Raw genomic sequence first — 16,129 nt, 5'->3', positions numbered from 1 at the left:
GCTTACTCCCTCAGGGGGTCAAGGTTGCTCATTCAAAGGCATTCCAATTGTGGGAGCAGGCTTACTCCCTCAGGGGGTCAAGGTTGCTCATTCAAAGGCATTCCAATTGTGGGAGCAGGCTTACTCCCTCAGGGGGTCAGGTTGCTCATTCAAAGGCATTCCAATTGTGGGAGCGAGCCTGCTCGCGATGAGGCCTTGATAGCCAGCAAGGAACCTACTGAAGAAACCCGGCCACGCTGCCCGCCGCCGCCTCCAAATGCTGCTCGTGACTAAACCCCGAGGCCTTCAGCGGTTTCAGATCATGATCCCCCGCCACCAGCCACATCACCTCGATACTCGGTGACAGCACGTAACCCTGCACCGCCTCGCGGTTACCCAAGGCATCGCGCTCGCCCTGGACGATCAAGGTCCGGGTCTTCAAGGCTGCCAAGTGCTCGACCCGCGGTTTCTCCGGTTTGCCCACCGCGTAGAAGGGATACCCCAGGCACACCAGGGCATCAGCTTTCAGCTCATCGGCCAGCAAACTCGCCATGCGCCCGCCCATGGACTTGCCGCCAATGGCCAACCGCCCAGCGACATAAGGCCGCACCGTGGCGTACACCTCACGCCAGCATTCCAGCAACTTGGGAGCCGGGTTCGGCGGACGCTTACCGCCGTCCAGGCGTCGTTGAGCCATGTAGGGAAACTCAAAACGCAACACGTTGATGCCATGCCCGGCAAGGCGCGCGGCCATTTCGTTCATGAACCCGCTGTCCATCGGCGCGCCGGCGCCATGGGCCAGGATCAGGGTCGGTGGCTCGGCGCTGACACCCGTTTGCGCCGCCGTCCATAGCCAACCGTGTTCGGCCACACATCGCGCCCATTGATCCCCGTCAATACTGGCCTTGTGCTGTTTGTCCATGCTTGCCTCGCTTTTAGTCTGCCTATAACTCCAGGCGAAGAATGCCGCGCTGCCTTGCGCAAGCGCTCACTTCGGCTGAACCGTGGATGGGGAACCATGAACACATCTATCAGTACCGCCTACAACTACAAGGTGGTCCGCCAATTCGCCATTATGACGGTGGTGTGGGGCATCGTCGGCATGGGGCTCGGGGTTTTTCTCGCGGCCCAATTGGTCTGGCCACAGCTCAACTTCGATTTGCCGTGGACCAGCTTCGGCCGCCTGCGCCCGTTGCATACCAACGCGGTGATCTTCGCCTTCGGCGGCTGCGCCCTGTTCGCCAGTTCGTTCTACTCGGTGCAACGCACCTGTCAGACACAGCTGTTCGCGCCGAAAATCGCCGCGTTCTGCTTCTGGGGCTGGCAATTGGTGATCCTGCTGGCGGCCATCAGCCTGCCGCTGGGCTACACCAGCTCCAAGGAATACGCCGAACTGGAATGGCCGATCGACATTCTGATCACCATCGTCTGGGTCGCCTACGCCATCGTGTTCTTCGGCACCGTGGCCAAGCGCAACACCAAACACATCTATGTCGGTAACTGGTTCTTCGGCGGGTTCATCCTGACCGTGGCGATCCTGCACATCGTCAACAACCTGGAATTGCCGGTGAGCTTCACCAAATCCTACTCGGTGTATGCCGGGGCCACGGATGCGATGGTGCAATGGTGGTACGGCCACAACGCCGTAGGCTTTTTCCTCACCGCCGGCTTTTTGGGGATGATGTACTACTTCGTGCCGAAGCAGGCCGAGCGTCCGGTGTACTCCTATCGGTTGTCCATCGTGCACTTCTGGGCGCTGATCACCCTGTACATCTGGGCCGGCCCGCACCACCTGCACTACACCGCGCTGCCGGACTGGGCACAGTCCCTGGGCATGGTGATGTCGCTGATCCTGCTGGCACCGAGCTGGGGCGGCATGATCAACGGCATGATGACCCTGTCGGGTGCCTGGCATAAATTGCGCAGCGACCCGATCCTGCGGTTCCTGGTGGTGTCTCTGGCGTTCTACGGCATGTCGACCTTCGAAGGCCCGATGATGGCCATCAAGACCGTCAACGCCCTCTCCCACTACACCGACTGGACCATCGGCCACGTACACGCTGGTGCCTTGGGTTGGGTGGCGATGATTTCCATCGGCGCGCTGTATCACATGATCCCGAAAGTCTTCGGCCGCCCCCAGATGCACAGCATCGGCCTGATCAACGCGCACTTCTGGCTCGCGACCATCGGCACCGTGCTGTACATCGCCTCCATGTGGGTCAACGGCATCGCCCAGGGCCTGATGTGGCGTGCGGTGAACGAGGATGGGACCCTGACCTACTCCTTCGTTGAAACCCTGGTGGCCAGCCACCCCGGTTTCGTCGTACGGCTGGCGGGCGGGGCGATCTTTCTCCTCGGCATGCTGCTGATGGCCTACAACACCTGGCGCACCGTGCGGGCCTACCAGCCTGCCGAAGCCGCCGCTGCCGCGCAGATGGCTTGAGGAGTCCGCCATGAAACACGAAACAATCGAAAAAAACGTCGGCCTGCTGATGCTGCTGATGGTTCTGGCCGTGAGCATTGGCGGCCTGACCCAGATCGTGCCGCTGTTCTTCCAGGACGTGACCAACAAACCGGTGGACGGCATGAAGCCCTACACCGCCCTGCAACTGGAAGGTCGCGACATCTATATCCGCGAAGGCTGCGTCGGCTGCCATTCGCAGATGATCCGTCCGTTCCGCGCCGAGACCGAGCGCTACGGCCACTACTCGGTGGCCGGTGAAAGCGTCTGGGACCACCCGTTCCTGTGGGGCTCCAAGCGTACCGGGCCGGACCTGGCCCGGGTCGGCGCGCGCTACTCCGATGACTGGCATCGCGCCCACCTGTACAACCCGCGCAACGTCGTGCCTGAGTCGAAGATGCCGGCCTATCCGTGGCTTGTAACCCAAACGGTGGACAGCAGCCACACCGAAGGCAAGCTGCGCGCCATGCGCACCCTGGGCGTGCCGTACACCGACGACGACATCGCCGGCAGCGTGGCCTCGCTCAAGGACAAGACCGAGATGGACGCGCTGGTGGCCTACCTGCAAGTGCTCGGCACTGCCATCAAGAGCAAGAGGTGAGCCTATGTTTCTTGAAATGAGCACTGGAATGATCCGCGGCCTGGGCACGGTCGTGGTGTTCGTGGCCTTCATCGGCCTGACCCTGTGGGTATTCAGCAGCAAGCGCAACTCGGAGTTCGCTCAGGCGCGCCTGCTGCCGTTCGCCGACGAGCCATCCGCCGACATCGCCAACCCCCAAGACCCTGCAACAAGGAGCACCCGGCCATGACCACCTTCTGGAGTACGTGGATCAGCGTACTGACCATCGGCAGCCTGATCGGTCTGACCTGGCTGCTGATCGGCACCCGCAAGGGCGAGACCAAGGGCAGCGTCGACCAGACCATGGGCCACAGCTTCGACGGCATCGAGGAGTACGACAACCCGCTGCCGCAGTGGTGGTTCCTGTTGTTCGCCGGCACTTTGGTGTTTTCCGTCGGCTACCTGGTTCTCTACCCGGGCCTGGGCAACTGGAAAGGCATCCTGCCCGGCTACGAAAATGGCTGGACCGGCGCCCATGAATGGGAAAAGGAAATGGCCAGGGCCGACGCCAAGTTCGGGCCGATCTTCGCCAAATTCGCCGCCATGCCGGTGGAAGAAGTCGCCAAGGACCCACAGGCCTTGAAGATGGGTGGCCGCTTGTTCGCCTCCAACTGCTCGGTCTGCCACGGCTCGGACGCCAAGGGTGCCTTCGGCTTCCCGAACCTGGCCGACAGCCACTGGCGCTGGGGCGGCAGTGCCGAAACCATCAAGGCCACCATCATGGGCGGTCGCATGGCCGCGATGCCGGCCTGGGGCGAAGTGCTGGGCGAAGCCGGCGTCAAGAACGTGGCCGCGTATGTGCGCCATGATCTGGCGGGCCTGCCGCTGCCGGCAGACAGCGGCGCCGACCTGCAAGCAGGCCAGCAAGCGTTCAACACCACTTGCGTTGCCTGCCACGGTGCCAACGGTAAAGGCACCGAAGCCATGGGCGCGCCAGACCTGACCTTGCCGGCCGGCTTCATCTACGGCACCAGCCTGGCGCAACTGCAACAGACCATCCGTCATGGCCGCCAGGGCCATATGCCGGCGCAGAATGAGCTGCTCGGCAATGACAAGGTGCAACTGCTCGCGGCTTACGTCTACAGCCTGTCCCACGCGGCGGGCGCCGAGCGTCTGCAAGCTGAACGCAAAAGCGAATAAATCCTGACCAGGCGAACAGCCGCATCCATCTGGATGCGGCTGTTTCGTGCCCCTGCGCGACGCATTGTCGCACCCTCCCTTCGTCTTCCTTTCGGTTCCCCGGAATCAAGTCTAAGCTTGCCTCTGCGTGCGCTGGCGACTGCCGGTTTCAGGTCGACCCGACCCGATGCGTTCGACAATCGTTCGACAAAAAGGCCGCAAAGGCAGGTGAATACCGGCTGTTGCGACAGTTACCTGGCATCACCCGAACGCCGTGCTCGAACACACCCCGTTACAACCGACCTGCCCCCCTCGCCTCTTTCCTTCGTTGCGACATTTTACCGAGGGCCAATTTTGTCCCTACTCAGCACATGGAAAGGCCGCAGAATCTGCTTTGGAAAGCATTGACCCAGGTCATGGCGCGTTGCAATGACCCCCCGCTTTCTCCATACTTGCGACCGATTTTTATCCTAATAAAACACCCAAACCGTGGAACCTTAGAATGAGCACAGCAATCAGTCCGACTGCTTATAACTATAAGGTAGTCCGCCAGTTCGCCATCATGACGGTGGTCTGGGGGATCCTTGGCATGGGGCTCGGTGTATTCATCGCCTCGCAACTGGTCTGGCCGGAGTTGAACTTCGATCTGCCATGGACGACGTTTGGACGCCTGCGCCCGCTGCACACCAACCTGGTGATCTTCGCCTTCGGTGGTTGTGCGTTGTTTGCCACTTCCTATTACGTCGTGCAGCGAACCTGCCAAACGCGACTGATTTCCGACAGCCTCGCCGCCTTCACCTTCTGGGGTTGGCAAGCGGTCATCGTCGGTGCGATCGTGACCTTGCCGATGGGTTTCACCACCACCAAGGAATACGCAGAGCTGGAATGGCCCCTGGCTATTCTGCTGGCCATCGTCTGGGTGACCTACGGTCTGGTGTTCTTCGGCACTATCGTCAAGCGCAAGACCAAGCACATCTATGTCGGTAACTGGTTCTACGGTGCCTTCATCGTCGTGACCGCCATGCTGCACATCGTCAACCACGCGTCCCTGCCGGTCAGCTTCTTCAAGTCCTACTCGGCCTACTCGGGCGCCACCGACGCGATGATCCAGTGGTGGTACGGCCACAACGCCGTGGGCTTCTTCCTGACCACCGGCTTCCTGGGGATGATGTATTACTTCGTGCCGAAACAGGCCGAGCGTCCGATCTATTCCTATCGCCTGTCCATCGTCCACTTCTGGGCGCTGATCACCCTGTACATCTGGGCCGGCCCGCACCACCTGCACTACACCGCGCTGCCGGACTGGGCACAGTCCCTGGGCATGGCGATGTCGATCATCCTGCTGGCTCCGAGCTGGGGCGGCATGATCAACGGCATGATGACCCTCTCGGGCGCCTGGCATAAGCTGCGCACCGACCCGATCCTGCGGTTCCTGGTGGTTTCCCTGGCGTTCTACGGCATGTCGACCTTCGAAGGCCCGATGATGGCCATCAAGACCGTCAACTCCCTGAGCCACTACACCGACTGGACCATCGGTCACGTACACGCCGGGGCCTTGGGCTGGGTTGCGATGATTTCCATCGGCGCGATCTACCACATGATCCCGAAACTGTTCGGTCGTGCGCAGATGCACAGCACCGGCCTGATCAACACTCACTTCTGGCTCGCCACCATCGGCACCGTGCTCTACATCGCCTCGATGTGGGTCAACGGCATCACCCAGGGCCTGATGTGGCGTGCAATCAACGACGACGGCACCCTGACCTACTCGTTCGTTGAAGCGCTGCAAGCCAGCCACCCTGGTTTCATCGTCCGTGCCCTGGGCGGCGCGTTCTTCGCCAGCGGCATGCTGTTCATGGCCTACAACGTGTATCGCACCGTTCGTGCCTCTGACCCGGCTGAAGCTGAAGCCGCCGCCAAGATCGCCGTAGTTGGAGCTCACTGATGAAGCACGAAACAGTAGAGAAGAATATCGGCCTGCTGGCCTTCTTCATGGTCATCGCCGTCAGCATCGGCGGCCTGACCCAGATCGTTCCGCTGTTTTTCCAGGACGTGACCAACAAGCCGGTCGAAGGCATGAAGCCACGCACCGCCCTTGAACTGGAAGGTCGCGACGTCTACATCGCCAACGGCTGTGTCGGCTGCCACTCGCAGATGATCCGTCCGTTTCGCGCCGAAACCGAACGCTATGGTCACTACTCGGTTGCCGGTGAAAGCGTCTGGGACCACCCGTTCCTGTGGGGTTCCAAGCGTACCGGCCCGGACCTGGCCCGTGTGGGCGGTCGCTACTCCGACGACTGGCAGCGTGCGCACCTGTACAACCCGCGCAACGTAGTGCCTGAGTCGAAAATGCCGGCTTACCCGTTCCTCGTAGAAAACAAGCTCGACGGCAAAGACACCGCCAAGAAAATGGAAGTCTTGCGTACCCTGGGCGTGCCTTACACCGATGAAGACATCGCCGGTGCCAAGGATGCCGTGAAGGGCAAGACTGAAATGGACGCGCTGGTGGCCTATCTGCAAGGCCTGGGCACCATCATCAAAAGCAAACGGTGATTTAGATGGATATCGGGATGATTCGTGGCCTGGGCACCGTCGTCGTGATGGTGGCCTTTATCGGTCTGGCGTTGTGGGTGTTCAGCCCCAAGCGCAAGTCGGAGTTTGACGACGCGACCTTGCTGCCGTTCGCGGATGATCCCGAAGCCATCAAGCACGTCGAGCAAGCTTCTAGGAGTAACAAAGAATGACTACGTTCTGGAGTCTGTACGTCACAGTCCTCAGTCTGGGTACGATCTTCGCCCTGACCTGGCTGCTGCTGTCGACCCGTAAGGGCCAGCGCGCCGAACAAACGGACGAGACTGTTGGTCACTCGTTCGATGGCATCGAAGAGTACGACAACCCACTGCCTAAATGGTGGTTCATGTTGTTCGTGGGCACCATTGTCTTCGCCTTGGGTTATCTGGTGCTCTACCCGGGCCTGGGCAACTGGAAAGGCCTGCTGCCAGGGTATAACTACCTGGACACCGAAAAGCAGACCCCTTTCGCCAATGGCCAGAGCGGCTGGACCGGCGTTCACGAGTGGGAAAAGGAAATGGCGCGTTCGGACGCCAAGTTCGGCCCGATCTTCGCCAAGTTCGCCTCCATGCCGATTGAAGAAGTCGCCAAAGACCCGCAAGCCCTGAAGATGGGTGGCCGCCTGTTCGCCTCCAACTGCTCGGTCTGCCACGGTTCCGACGCCAAGGGTGCCTACGGCTTCCCGAACCTGACCGACGCCGACTGGCGCTGGGGTGGTGAGCCGGAAACCATCAAGACCACCATCATGGGCGGTCGTCATGCCGTGATGCCGGGCTGGGCTGCCGTGGTTGGCGAGCAAGGTGTTGCCGACGTCTCCGCCTACGTGGTGACCAGTCTGCACGGCCGTAAACTGCCGGAAGGCGCCAAGGCCGATCCGGCCAACGGCCAGAAGCTGTTCGCGGCTAACTGCGTGGCCTGCCACGGCCCAGCTGGCAAGGGCACGCCTGCCATGGGCGCACCTGACCTGACGCACCCGGCCGGTTTCATCTACGGTTCGAGCTTCGCTCAGCTGCAGCAGACCATCCGTTACGGTCGCCAGGGCCAGATGCCTGCCCAGGCCGATCTGCAGGGTAACGACAAGGTCCACCTGCTGGCTGCGTACGTCTACAGCCTGTCTCATGGGGAACCGGCGCCAGCTGCCGATGCCCAGTAAGGCACACGCCTGATGTACCAAAGGCCCCGCCAACCCATGTTGGCGGGGCCTTTTATTGGTGGGTATCCAGGAGCGAAGCTGTTTCACTTGCTCGCCTCCCACGCCAGTAGTAACGTGCCTACATTGTAGTTTATGAGGGCACTGCCATGTCCATCACGACCATTTCCAGCCGCGAATTCAACCACGACACAAGTGGTGCCAAAAAAGCCGCCCGCCAGGGGCCAGTCATCATCACTGACCGTGGCAAGCCGGCCCACGTACTGCTAAGCATTGAGCAGTACCAGAAACTGACCGGCATTGGCACCAGCATTGTCGAGTTGCTGGTCATGCCTGACGCGCCGGATATCGGTTTCGATACCGAACGTGCCGTCATCACTCCCCGGCCAGTGGACCTGTCCTGATGTTTCTACTCGACACCAATGTCATTTCGGAACTGCGCAAGCCGCATGCAGATAAAAACGTACAGGCCTGGGCACGGAGCGTGTCCGCCCCCAACCTGTACGTCTCGGCAATCACCGTATTGGAGCTGGAAACTGGTGTAATGCGCTTCGAACGCAAAGATCCGGTGCAAGGCAGCCGCCTGCGCGCGTGGCTGGATAACCACGTCCTGCCCGCATTTTCCGGCAGGATCCTGGCGGTCGACCGCACCGTCGCGCTGCGCTGCGCTCGCCTGCATGTACCGGATCGCAGCAATGAATGCGATGCACTGATTGCCGCCACCGCGCTGGTCCATGGCCTGACCGTGGTCACCCGCAATGTGAGTGATTTCCAAAGCAGCGGCGTGGCCTTGCTCAATCCATGGTCAAGCTAATATAACGTCGCGACGGACCATCAATTACCGCCAAGGAGATAGGCGCAATGGGCATCGAAACACTTCAGCGCGCAACGATGAGCCCCCAGCATGTCTGACGCGCTCTGGGCCGCTCGCCTGGGCGATGCACTGAATCACACCTCCATGATGGCCGACATTCTCGGCGGCGTGCTGGAAGTGGCGGCCAACATCGCCATCACCGCCCTGGCGACGGCAGCGGTGGTGGCCGCCACCGGCATCACCGTCGCCACGGGTGGCTTGGGTTGTTTCCTGCTCGGTGCGGTGGTGGGGGCGGTCGTGGGCATTGCCATGAGCAAGACCGGGGCCGACGAAGGCCTGAGCAATATCTGCGAAGGCATCGGCAACGCGCTCTTCCCGCCAACGGTACAGGCCAACATCCTCACCGGCTCCAAGGACACCTTTACCAACAACATCCCCTCGGCCCGCGCCGCCGGAGCGGTTGTTTCCCATGTCGCGCCGGCCGGCACCGAACTGGACATGCCCGAGCCGGAAGAAGAAGCCGAGCCCAGTTACCTGGACATGGCCGGCAACTTCTTCTCGCAGATGTGGCGCCCCACCGTCGCCTCGCCCGCCCCCGGCACAGAGACTCGGCCGGAAGACCTGGTGATCTGCACCAAGCACCCACCGATGCCGCCGCAGTTCATGGCTGAAGGCTCGGACAAAGTCACCATCAATGGCCAGCCCGCCGTGCGCAGCGGTGACCGCAGCACCTGCGATGCGACGGTGGTCTCGGCGGGGTTGATTTCCCCGGACGTGACCATCGGCGGCGGCTCAGTGGTGGTGCGTGAGATTCGCAGCGGCAAGACCCCGGGCGTGGGGCTGGCGGTCACCGCGTTGCTGATGCTCAAGGGGGGCAAGGGCAAGTTCTTCAGCAAACTGCCGTGCATGCTGGCCGGTGGCGCGGCGTCGATGGCGGTCAGCAGCGCCATGGGTGCCGCGGCCAACGCCGCCATGGGTTCGTCAAACCCGGTGCATGCCGCCACCGGCGCCAAGGTGCTGGGCCGCGATGAAGAGCTGGACTTCGTTTTGCCCGGTGTTCTGCCAATCGACTGGCAACGCTTCTACAACAGCCGCGACGAGCGACGTGGCGGGATGTTCGGCGCCGGCTGGAGCGTGGCCTACGAGGTGCAGGTGGAGATCCTCGCCCATCCCGAGGGCGGCGAGACCCTGCTCTACACCGACGAACAGGCCCGGCCCATCGACATGGGTTCGATCCCGTTGGGCGGCGCGGTGTTCAGTGCTGGCGAAGGCCTGGCCGTGCGACGTCATCTCAACGGGCAGTTGCTGATCGAAAGCGACGACGGTGTGTATCGCCTGTTCGAACCCACGCCGGGCCACACATCCCTGCTGCGCCTGAGCCAACTCGGTGACCGCAACGACAATCGCATCTTCCTCGACTACGACGCCGCCGGACGGCTGATACGCCTGCGCGACACCTTCGATCTGGTGCAAGTCGAGCTGATCCGCGAGCGCGAACGCGTCACCCGGATAGAACGCCTCTACCCCGACCAACAGCGCGAAGTGCTGGTCAGCTACGCCTACGACACAGCGAACAACCTGAGCGAAGTACGCGACGCCACCGGCCAGGTGCAACGGCGTTTCAGCTACGACGCCGGCCAGCGAATGCTGGAACACCAACTGCCCACCGGGCTGCGTTGCTTCTACGAATGGGCCTTGGTCGAAGACCAGGAATGGCGCGTGGTCCGCCACTGGACCGACGAGGGCGACACCTACCAGTTCGACTATGACCTCAAGGCCGGTGTAACCCGCATTACCGACGGTTTGCAGCGCGTCAGCACGCGCCACTGGAACAGCCAACACCAGATCACCCGATACAGCGACAACCTCGGCCAGACCTGGCTGTTCGAGTGGAACGACGAACGCCAACTGCTCAGCGCCACCGACCCACAGGGCGGGCGCTATGAATACAGCTATGACGAGGCCGGTAACCTGATCGGCGAAACCGATCCGTTGGGCCGCAGTGATTCGACGTTATGGCTCGAGCACTGGGCGCTGCCGCTGGTGGACACCGACGCCGCCGGCCACAGCTGGAAATACCGCTACGATCAACGCGGCAACTGCACCGCCGAAACCGATCCCCTGGGCCACGTCACCCGCTATCGCTATGACGCCCACGGTCAGGTCATCGAAATCATCGACGCCACCGGCAAGCTTAAAAAGCTGCGCTGGAATCCGTTCGGGCAGTTGGTGGAGCACATCGATTGCTCGGGTTACCCGACACGGTTCAGCTACGACCAGCGCGGCTACCTGCAGACCATCACCGACGCCCTCGGCGAGCGCACCCAGTTCAGCTACGACGCCCAAGGCCGTTTGCTCAGCAGCCAATTGCCGGATGGCCGCACCGAACAGTACCAGCGCGACCTCGCCGGTCAGTTGACCGGCTACACCGACCCGGCCGGGCACACCACGCTCTACCAGCACAACCGTCGCGGTCAGGTCCGCCAACGCACCGACGCCCAGGGCCGGCAGGTGCAATTCGCGTACGACAGCTACGGGCGGCTGCAGGCGCTGGTCAATGAGAACGGTGAGAGCTATCGGTTTACCTGGGATGCGGGGGATCGGTTGGCCGAACAGCGCAACCTTGATGGCAGCGCCAAAGGCTACACGTACGACGTCCTCAACAACGTAAAACGAGTCGAAACCATCGCAGCGCCGCGAGGTGATCATCAGCCCAGTGAAAGGACCATTGTTCATCATCTCGAACGTGATGCCATTGGCCGGCTGACCACCCGAATCACACCTGATGGACAGTCCCGGTACAGCTATAGCCCGTTGAATCAGTTAATCGAAGCCACCGTCATCGCTAACGACGGCAACGAACAACGACTGGGCTTTGCTTATGACGCGCTGGGTTATCTGATTGAGGAGCAGAGTTCAGCGGGCGTTCTGAAGCATCACTACGACGAACTCGGCAACCTGATCCAGACCCACCTACCCGACGGCCGTTGGGTCAGCCGCCTGTACTATGGCAGTGGTCATCTGCACCAAATCAACCTCGACGGCCACGTCATCAGCGACTTCGAACGCGACCGGCTACATCGAGAGGTGCTGCGCACCCAAGGCCAAATCAGCACACGGAGTGAATATGACCGTAGCGGGCGCTTACGCAGCCGCCAACGCCGGCATACCAGCCAGCCGTCGTTGATGCCTGCCGCAGATCAAACCCATTTTGAGTTTGATCCTGGCGACCACCTGGTGGCGCGCCTTGAACGGCAGCCAAAAGGTCAACAACGCCAATTGCTGCACTACGATGTGACCGGCCGCATCCTGGCAAGCCAGGGCACTCGACAAGGCCAGAATGAAACATTTTCCTTCGATGCCGCCGCCAATCTCCTCGACAGTTCACCTGGTACAGGTGGGCGGGTTACGCACAACCAACTCAAGCGCTATCAGGATAAGCACTATCGCTACGATGATTTTGGCCGAATGATTGAAAAGCGCAGTGGGCGACATGGCCTGCAGCGCTTCAGTTACGACTCGGATCACCGGCTGGTTGAAGTTCGAACCCAGAAATCCGACGGTGAAAACGTCGTCAGGATGCGCTACGACCCGTTGGGCCGAAGGATTGAGAAAACCGAACATGACGACAACGGGCGTCTCATCGCCCGCACGCGTTTCGACTGGGATGGCCTGCAATTACTCAAGGAACATAAAAATAGCCTGACCAGCCTGTACCTCTATATTGGCGACAGTCACGAGCCCTTGGCCCGGGTCGACGGCATCGGTGAACATCAACGCATCCGCTATTACCACAACGACCCCAATGGTCAGCCACAGGCCTTGACGGAAAGTGACGGCTATCCGCTATGGCACGCTCACTACCAGGTATGGGGCAATACCACTGATGAAGTCCGTGAGCCGTACTACATCGAAGAACAGAACCTGCGTTTTCAGGGGCAATACCTGGACCGGGAAACAGGCCTGCACTACAACACCTTCCGCTTCTATGATCCCGACATAGGCCGCTTTACCACGCCCGACCCCTTGGGCCTGGCCGCAAGCCTGAATCTTTATCGCTACGCACCGAATCCATTTACCTGGATCGACCCGCTGGGGCTTAAAGAGAATGAGATTATCCGGTACATGGGCGAGAGCGAAACCGTCTCGTCCAAGGCCGCCAACGGAGGCAAAGGCGGCTTGGTTCCGAATATCCGAGGAGAGAAAGCGGTCTGGGTCAACCAGGACAGTAACCCTGGATTCAACCCAGGCAATGAGAAGTATCGGGTAGTGGCCACCGTCAATAACGAAGGGGTCAGCATGCTCAATAACCACAAGGACATCTCTACCGTTGACTATAAAGAGACGGGCCTGAAAGATGGCGTGCTGTCCAAGACGAATGAGCCCAAGGCCAGAGGCATCGGTTTCCGATTATTGGATAAATTCAATAAAACCATTACGTCATTTCGTGTCGAGAAGAAAGGCCCGAACGGAAAATGGAAGACCTGCGGATAAAGCCAGATGGACATATTCGATCTTCTCTCATACAAGCTTGAAAACTTCCTGAACGTCCGGCCGTATCCGAAGGCGTTGGGTGCTGTTTTTTACAAAGAAGACGAGCCTTCGCTACTGAACGTCGTCGCGAAAAAACACAATGGCGCTCCCTTCAGCGTTAGCCGCTGGCGGGACTTGTTTTCCACCAGCGCTTTCGAAAAAGCCATGCTGAAGAACGGCTTCACGGAACCCGACTGCTACGCCCTCCTCCTGGTCCTGTCGCGCTTTGGCTACCTGTTTGAAATCGACAACCGTCAACGAACCAACAAGGAATATTTTATTTTCTTCTACCTGATCCAACTGATCAGCTTGAAGAACAGCACCCTGGATGCGGATGCGCGCCTCAGGAACTACATGCTTAGGTTCCTCCTCTTCGAATTGAGCATCGATGACGAGGCGTATCGTCGGTTCAGCATCGAGGGCAATCAGTTGATGATGGCGACCGATGGGCTGGGGTCCGTGGCTTTTCTGGATGTGATTGATCTGGTTTACAAAGCGATCAAGGCCGACAGCAGGAAAGAGCATCAACTGCTGAGTACGTTGAAAACGTTTCAAACAAGCACAGTCAGATTACTCAGCGAGCCCGACGATACCCATTACCGCTGCGCGATCAATGATCGTCACAGCGAGCTTATGTACCCCGACGTTTTTTTGCCCACCTATGCTCAGGACAGGCAAAAAATATTTGATGCTTTGATCGACGCGGTCAATCCGCTTCAGTCAACGGCAAACCTGTTCGTCTCCAATATGGTTGTGATGAATTACGCCTTTCACGTCCTGAAAGACAAGCCTCACGAAATTCTAAAACTGAAAAAACACGTCCGTGATGAAGCGCTGTTCGGCCAATTGCTGGAGGTGATCATCATGCGTCGGATGGCAGTCAACAAAGCGCTGTTCGAAAAAATTCCCACGGGGCACGATCTGTCCTTGATCAAGGATGAGCAAACCGCGTTCTACAACATTTTGTACCGCCGGTAGAAACTTGATGCATTTGTGCGCCTGACGCTTCTCTTTGCAGCGCACAAAAATAATCAGAGCCGGGATTCGGCTGTGCTCAAGAAAACCCTGGCGGCTAGATCAAATTGGGAAACAAGCAGTTCGATCTGGCGCTTGCGAACAAATGACCAGGCGCAGGTTAAGCGCAAATCCCCGTGGCGAGGGAACTTACTCCCGCTGGGCGGCGGAGCCGCTAAAAATAGTGGCACAAAACAATCAGGAGGGGCTGTCGAACGAGTCGGCAGGCCCTTGGTTTTTTCGCCAACGCCATGGAATGTCTATAGTCAATTGATCTGGGTCATGACTTGTTACATCCGCTACACCATTCTATGCAGAGTCCCAACGCGACCAAAGGTCGCACCCTTGAGCTAGACCTACAGGCGTATCATTGCACCACTGCAATACCCTTTCTGACCGTGGTCGGCACGTACTGATCCCGGCACTTTTCCACTGCCGTGGGATGCATTTTGATGAGTAACCAGATTCCGGTACATGACGTCACCCCGCCTGCCAAGGACGCGAACCAAAGCGTCGACCTGTATGCCTCTCGGGAAAAAATCTACACCCGTGCCTTCACCGGCCTGTTCCGCAACCTGCGGATGGTCGGCGGTGGCGTGTTGTTCCTGCTGTATTTCGGTACGGTCTGGCTGAACTGGGGCGGGCATCAGGCCGTCTGGTGGAACCTGCCCGAACGCAAATTTTTCATTTTCGGTGCGACCTTCTGGCCCCAGGACTTCATCCTCCTGTCCGGACTGCTGATCATTGCCGCCTTCGGCCTGTTTTTCATTACGGTCTATGCCGGGCGGGTCTGGTGCGGCTACACCTGTCCGCAAAGCGTGTGGACCTGGATTTTCATGTGGTGCGAGAAGGTCACCGAAGGCGACCGCAACCAACGCATCAAGCTCGACAAGGCGCCCATGAGCGGGAACAAGTTCCTGCGCAAGTTGGCCAAGCACAGCCTGTGGCTGCTGATCGGTTTTGTGACCGGCATGACCTTCGTCGGTTATTTCACGCCGATTCGCGAACTGGTGTTCGAATTCTTTACCGGCCAGGCCGATGGCTGGTCGTATTTCTGGGTCGGCTTCTTTACCCTCGCCACCTACGGCAACGCCGGCTGGCTGCGCGAGCAGGTGTGCATCTACATGTGCCCTTACGCCCGTTTCCAGAGCGTGATGTTCGACAAGGACACCCTGATCGTTTCCTACGACCCGCGTCGGGGCGAAAGCCGTGGCCCGCGCAAGAAGGGCGTTGACTACAAGGCCCTGGGCCTGGGGGACTGCATCGACTGCACCATGTGCGTCCAGGTCTGCCCCACCGGTATCGACATTCGCGATGGCCTGCAGATTGAATGTATCGGCTGCGCGGCGTGCATCGACGCCTGCGACAACATCATGGACAAGATGGATTATCCGCGCGGGCTGATCAGTTACACCACCGAACATAACCTCTCGGGGCAGAAAACCCATAAACTGCGCCCACGCCTGATCGGTTATGCCCTGGTGCTGCTGGCAATGATCAGTCTGCTGGTGACCGCGTTCTTCATGCGTTCGCTGGTCGGTTTCGACGTCAGCAAGGACCGCGTGCTGTACCGCGAGAACGCCGAAGGCCGGATCGAGAACGTCTACAGCCTCAAGATCATGAACAAGGACCAGCACGACCATACGTACGTGCTGGAGGCCTCCGGCCTGCCGGATCTCAAGCTCCAGGGACGCCGGGAAATCAAGGTCGCGGCCGGTGAGATCTTCACCCAGCCGGTAGAACTGTCCAGTGCACCGGACCAACTGCCGTCGAGCACCAACGAGGTGACGTTCATCCTCAAGGATGCCGATGACGACAGCGTTCATGTTGAAGCCAAGAGCCGGTTCATCGGCCCACAAATTCGTTGAG

The 16,129-nt window shown here is 59.9% G+C and carries 14 protein-coding genes; 13 read left to right on the top strand and 1 reads right to left on the bottom strand.

Going from position 1 to position 16,129, the window contains the following annotated elements; genetic code table 11:
- Positions 1–214 precede the first annotated feature (214 nt).
- Positions 215–901, bottom strand: coding sequence for an alpha/beta family hydrolase (locus tag T3A99_RS25555; RefSeq protein WP_076385614.1), 687 nt, complete (start codon positions 899–901; stop codon positions 215–217).
- Positions 902–997: 96 nt separating this feature from the next.
- Between T3A99_RS25555 and ccoN (T3A99_RS25550) the strand changes: the two genes are divergently transcribed.
- The 13 genes from ccoN (T3A99_RS25550) to ccoG all read left to right on the top strand — a co-directional run bounded on the left by ccoN (T3A99_RS25550) (position 998) and on the right by ccoG (position 16,128).
- The gene (gene ccoN / locus T3A99_RS25550) at positions 998–2,422 is read left to right on the top strand and encodes a cytochrome-c oxidase, cbb3-type subunit I (protein WP_014339375.1); all 1,425 of its coding nucleotides are present in this window, start codon (positions 998–1,000) and stop codon (positions 2,420–2,422) included.
- Positions 2,423–2,432: 10 nt separating this feature from the next.
- Complete coding sequence (gene ccoO / locus T3A99_RS25545) at positions 2,433–3,041, top strand: cytochrome-c oxidase, cbb3-type subunit II (RefSeq protein ID WP_047227190.1); 609 nt, start codon at positions 2,433–2,435, stop codon at positions 3,039–3,041.
- A gap of 4 nt (positions 3,042–3,045) precedes the next feature.
- The gene (locus tag T3A99_RS25540; RefSeq protein ID WP_047227189.1) at positions 3,046–3,249 is read left to right on the top strand and encodes a cbb3-type cytochrome oxidase subunit 3; all 204 of its coding nucleotides are present in this window, start codon (positions 3,046–3,048) and stop codon (positions 3,247–3,249) included.
- Positions 3,246–4,199, top strand: a complete 954-nt coding sequence (gene ccoP, locus T3A99_RS25535; RefSeq protein ID WP_047227188.1) for a cytochrome-c oxidase, cbb3-type subunit III — start codon at positions 3,246–3,248, stop codon at positions 4,197–4,199. The genes T3A99_RS25540 and ccoP (T3A99_RS25535) overlap by 4 nt, the downstream gene beginning before the upstream one ends.
- A 481-nt stretch (positions 4,200–4,680) precedes the next feature.
- Entirely contained in the window at positions 4,681–6,123 is a 1,443-nt protein-coding gene (ccoN, locus tag T3A99_RS25530; protein ID WP_047227187.1) for a cytochrome-c oxidase, cbb3-type subunit I, read from the top strand.
- Positions 6,123–6,731 (top strand): cytochrome-c oxidase, cbb3-type subunit II, encoded by a 609-nt coding sequence (gene ccoO, locus T3A99_RS25525; protein ID WP_014339380.1) that lies wholly within the window; start codon positions 6,123–6,125, stop codon positions 6,729–6,731. Before ccoN (T3A99_RS25530) ends, ccoO (T3A99_RS25525) begins: the two co-directional genes overlap by 1 nt.
- 5 nt (positions 6,732–6,736) lie before the next feature.
- On the top strand, positions 6,737–6,922 hold the full coding sequence (locus tag T3A99_RS25520; protein WP_003183474.1) for a CcoQ/FixQ family Cbb3-type cytochrome c oxidase assembly chaperone: 186 nt from the start codon (positions 6,737–6,739) through the stop codon (positions 6,920–6,922).
- A complete protein-coding gene (gene ccoP / locus T3A99_RS25515) occupies positions 6,919–7,902 on the top strand; it encodes a cytochrome-c oxidase, cbb3-type subunit III (protein WP_322834926.1) in 984 nt (327 codons plus the stop codon). Before T3A99_RS25520 ends, ccoP (T3A99_RS25515) begins: the two co-directional genes overlap by 4 nt.
- A 146-nt stretch (positions 7,903–8,048) precedes the next feature.
- Positions 8,049–8,303: a type II toxin-antitoxin system Phd/YefM family antitoxin gene (locus T3A99_RS25510; protein ID WP_322834925.1), complete on the top strand. Its 255-nt coding sequence runs from the start codon at positions 8,049–8,051 to the stop codon at positions 8,301–8,303.
- Positions 8,303–8,713 carry a type II toxin-antitoxin system VapC family toxin gene (locus tag T3A99_RS25505; RefSeq protein WP_047227184.1) on the top strand — a complete coding sequence of 137 codons (411 nt, stop codon included), beginning with the start codon at positions 8,303–8,305 and terminating at the stop codon, positions 8,711–8,713. Before T3A99_RS25510 ends, T3A99_RS25505 begins: the two co-directional genes overlap by 1 nt.
- A 90-nt stretch (positions 8,714–8,803) precedes the next feature.
- A complete protein-coding gene (locus T3A99_RS25500) occupies positions 8,804–13,207 on the top strand; it encodes an RHS repeat-associated core domain-containing protein (RefSeq protein WP_322834924.1) in 4,404 nt (1,467 codons plus the stop codon).
- Positions 13,208–13,213: 6 nt separating this feature from the next.
- On the top strand, positions 13,214–14,224 hold the full coding sequence (locus tag T3A99_RS25495) for a hypothetical protein (protein WP_322834923.1): 1,011 nt from the start codon (positions 13,214–13,216) through the stop codon (positions 14,222–14,224).
- A 488-nt stretch (positions 14,225–14,712) separates the two neighbouring features.
- Positions 14,713–16,128 carry a cytochrome c oxidase accessory protein CcoG gene (gene ccoG, locus T3A99_RS25490; RefSeq protein ID WP_047227182.1) on the top strand — a complete coding sequence of 472 codons (1,416 nt, stop codon included), beginning with the start codon at positions 14,713–14,715 and terminating at the stop codon, positions 16,126–16,128.
- Position 16,129 lies beyond the last annotated feature (1 nt).

It is taken from the genome of Pseudomonas sp. N-137 (assembly GCF_034555295.1).
GTDB classification, from domain to species: domain Bacteria; phylum Pseudomonadota; class Gammaproteobacteria; order Pseudomonadales; family Pseudomonadaceae; genus Aquipseudomonas; species Aquipseudomonas rhizophila.
Note: the sequence above shows the minus strand (reverse complement) of the source record. Positions and strands in the feature narration are given on the sequence as shown.

Excerpts from the sequence above, each read along its gene's own strand:
- T3A99_RS25510 (WP_322834925.1), top strand. The coding sequence starts at position 8,049 with ATGTCCATCACGACCATTTCCAGCCGCGAATTCAACCACGACACAAGT.
- T3A99_RS25500 (WP_322834924.1), top strand. The coding sequence starts at position 8,804 with ATGTCTGACGCGCTCTGGGCCGCTCGCCTGGGCGATGCACTGAATCAC.
- ccoO (WP_014339380.1), top strand. The coding sequence starts at position 6,123 with ATGAAGCACGAAACAGTAGAGAAGAATATCGGCCTGCTGGCCTTCTTC.
- ccoN (WP_014339375.1), top strand. The coding sequence starts at position 998 with ATGAACACATCTATCAGTACCGCCTACAACTACAAGGTGGTCCGCCAA.
- ccoO (WP_047227190.1), top strand. The coding sequence starts at position 2,433 with ATGAAACACGAAACAATCGAAAAAAACGTCGGCCTGCTGATGCTGCTG.
- ccoP (WP_047227188.1), top strand. The coding sequence starts at position 3,246 with ATGACCACCTTCTGGAGTACGTGGATCAGCGTACTGACCATCGGCAGC.
- T3A99_RS25495 (WP_322834923.1), top strand. The coding sequence starts at position 13,214 with ATGGACATATTCGATCTTCTCTCATACAAGCTTGAAAACTTCCTGAAC.
- ccoG (WP_047227182.1), top strand. The coding sequence starts at position 14,713 with ATGAGTAACCAGATTCCGGTACATGACGTCACCCCGCCTGCCAAGGAC.
- T3A99_RS25540 (WP_047227189.1), top strand. The coding sequence starts at position 3,046 with ATGTTTCTTGAAATGAGCACTGGAATGATCCGCGGCCTGGGCACGGTC.
- ccoP (WP_322834926.1), top strand. The coding sequence starts at position 6,919 with ATGACTACGTTCTGGAGTCTGTACGTCACAGTCCTCAGTCTGGGTACG.
- T3A99_RS25555 (WP_076385614.1), bottom strand. The coding sequence starts at position 901 with ATGGACAAACAGCACAAGGCCAGTATTGACGGGGATCAATGGGCGCGA.
- ccoN (WP_047227187.1), top strand. The coding sequence starts at position 4,681 with ATGAGCACAGCAATCAGTCCGACTGCTTATAACTATAAGGTAGTCCGC.
- T3A99_RS25505 (WP_047227184.1), top strand. The coding sequence starts at position 8,303 with ATGTTTCTACTCGACACCAATGTCATTTCGGAACTGCGCAAGCCGCAT.
- T3A99_RS25520 (WP_003183474.1), top strand. The coding sequence starts at position 6,737 with ATGGATATCGGGATGATTCGTGGCCTGGGCACCGTCGTCGTGATGGTG.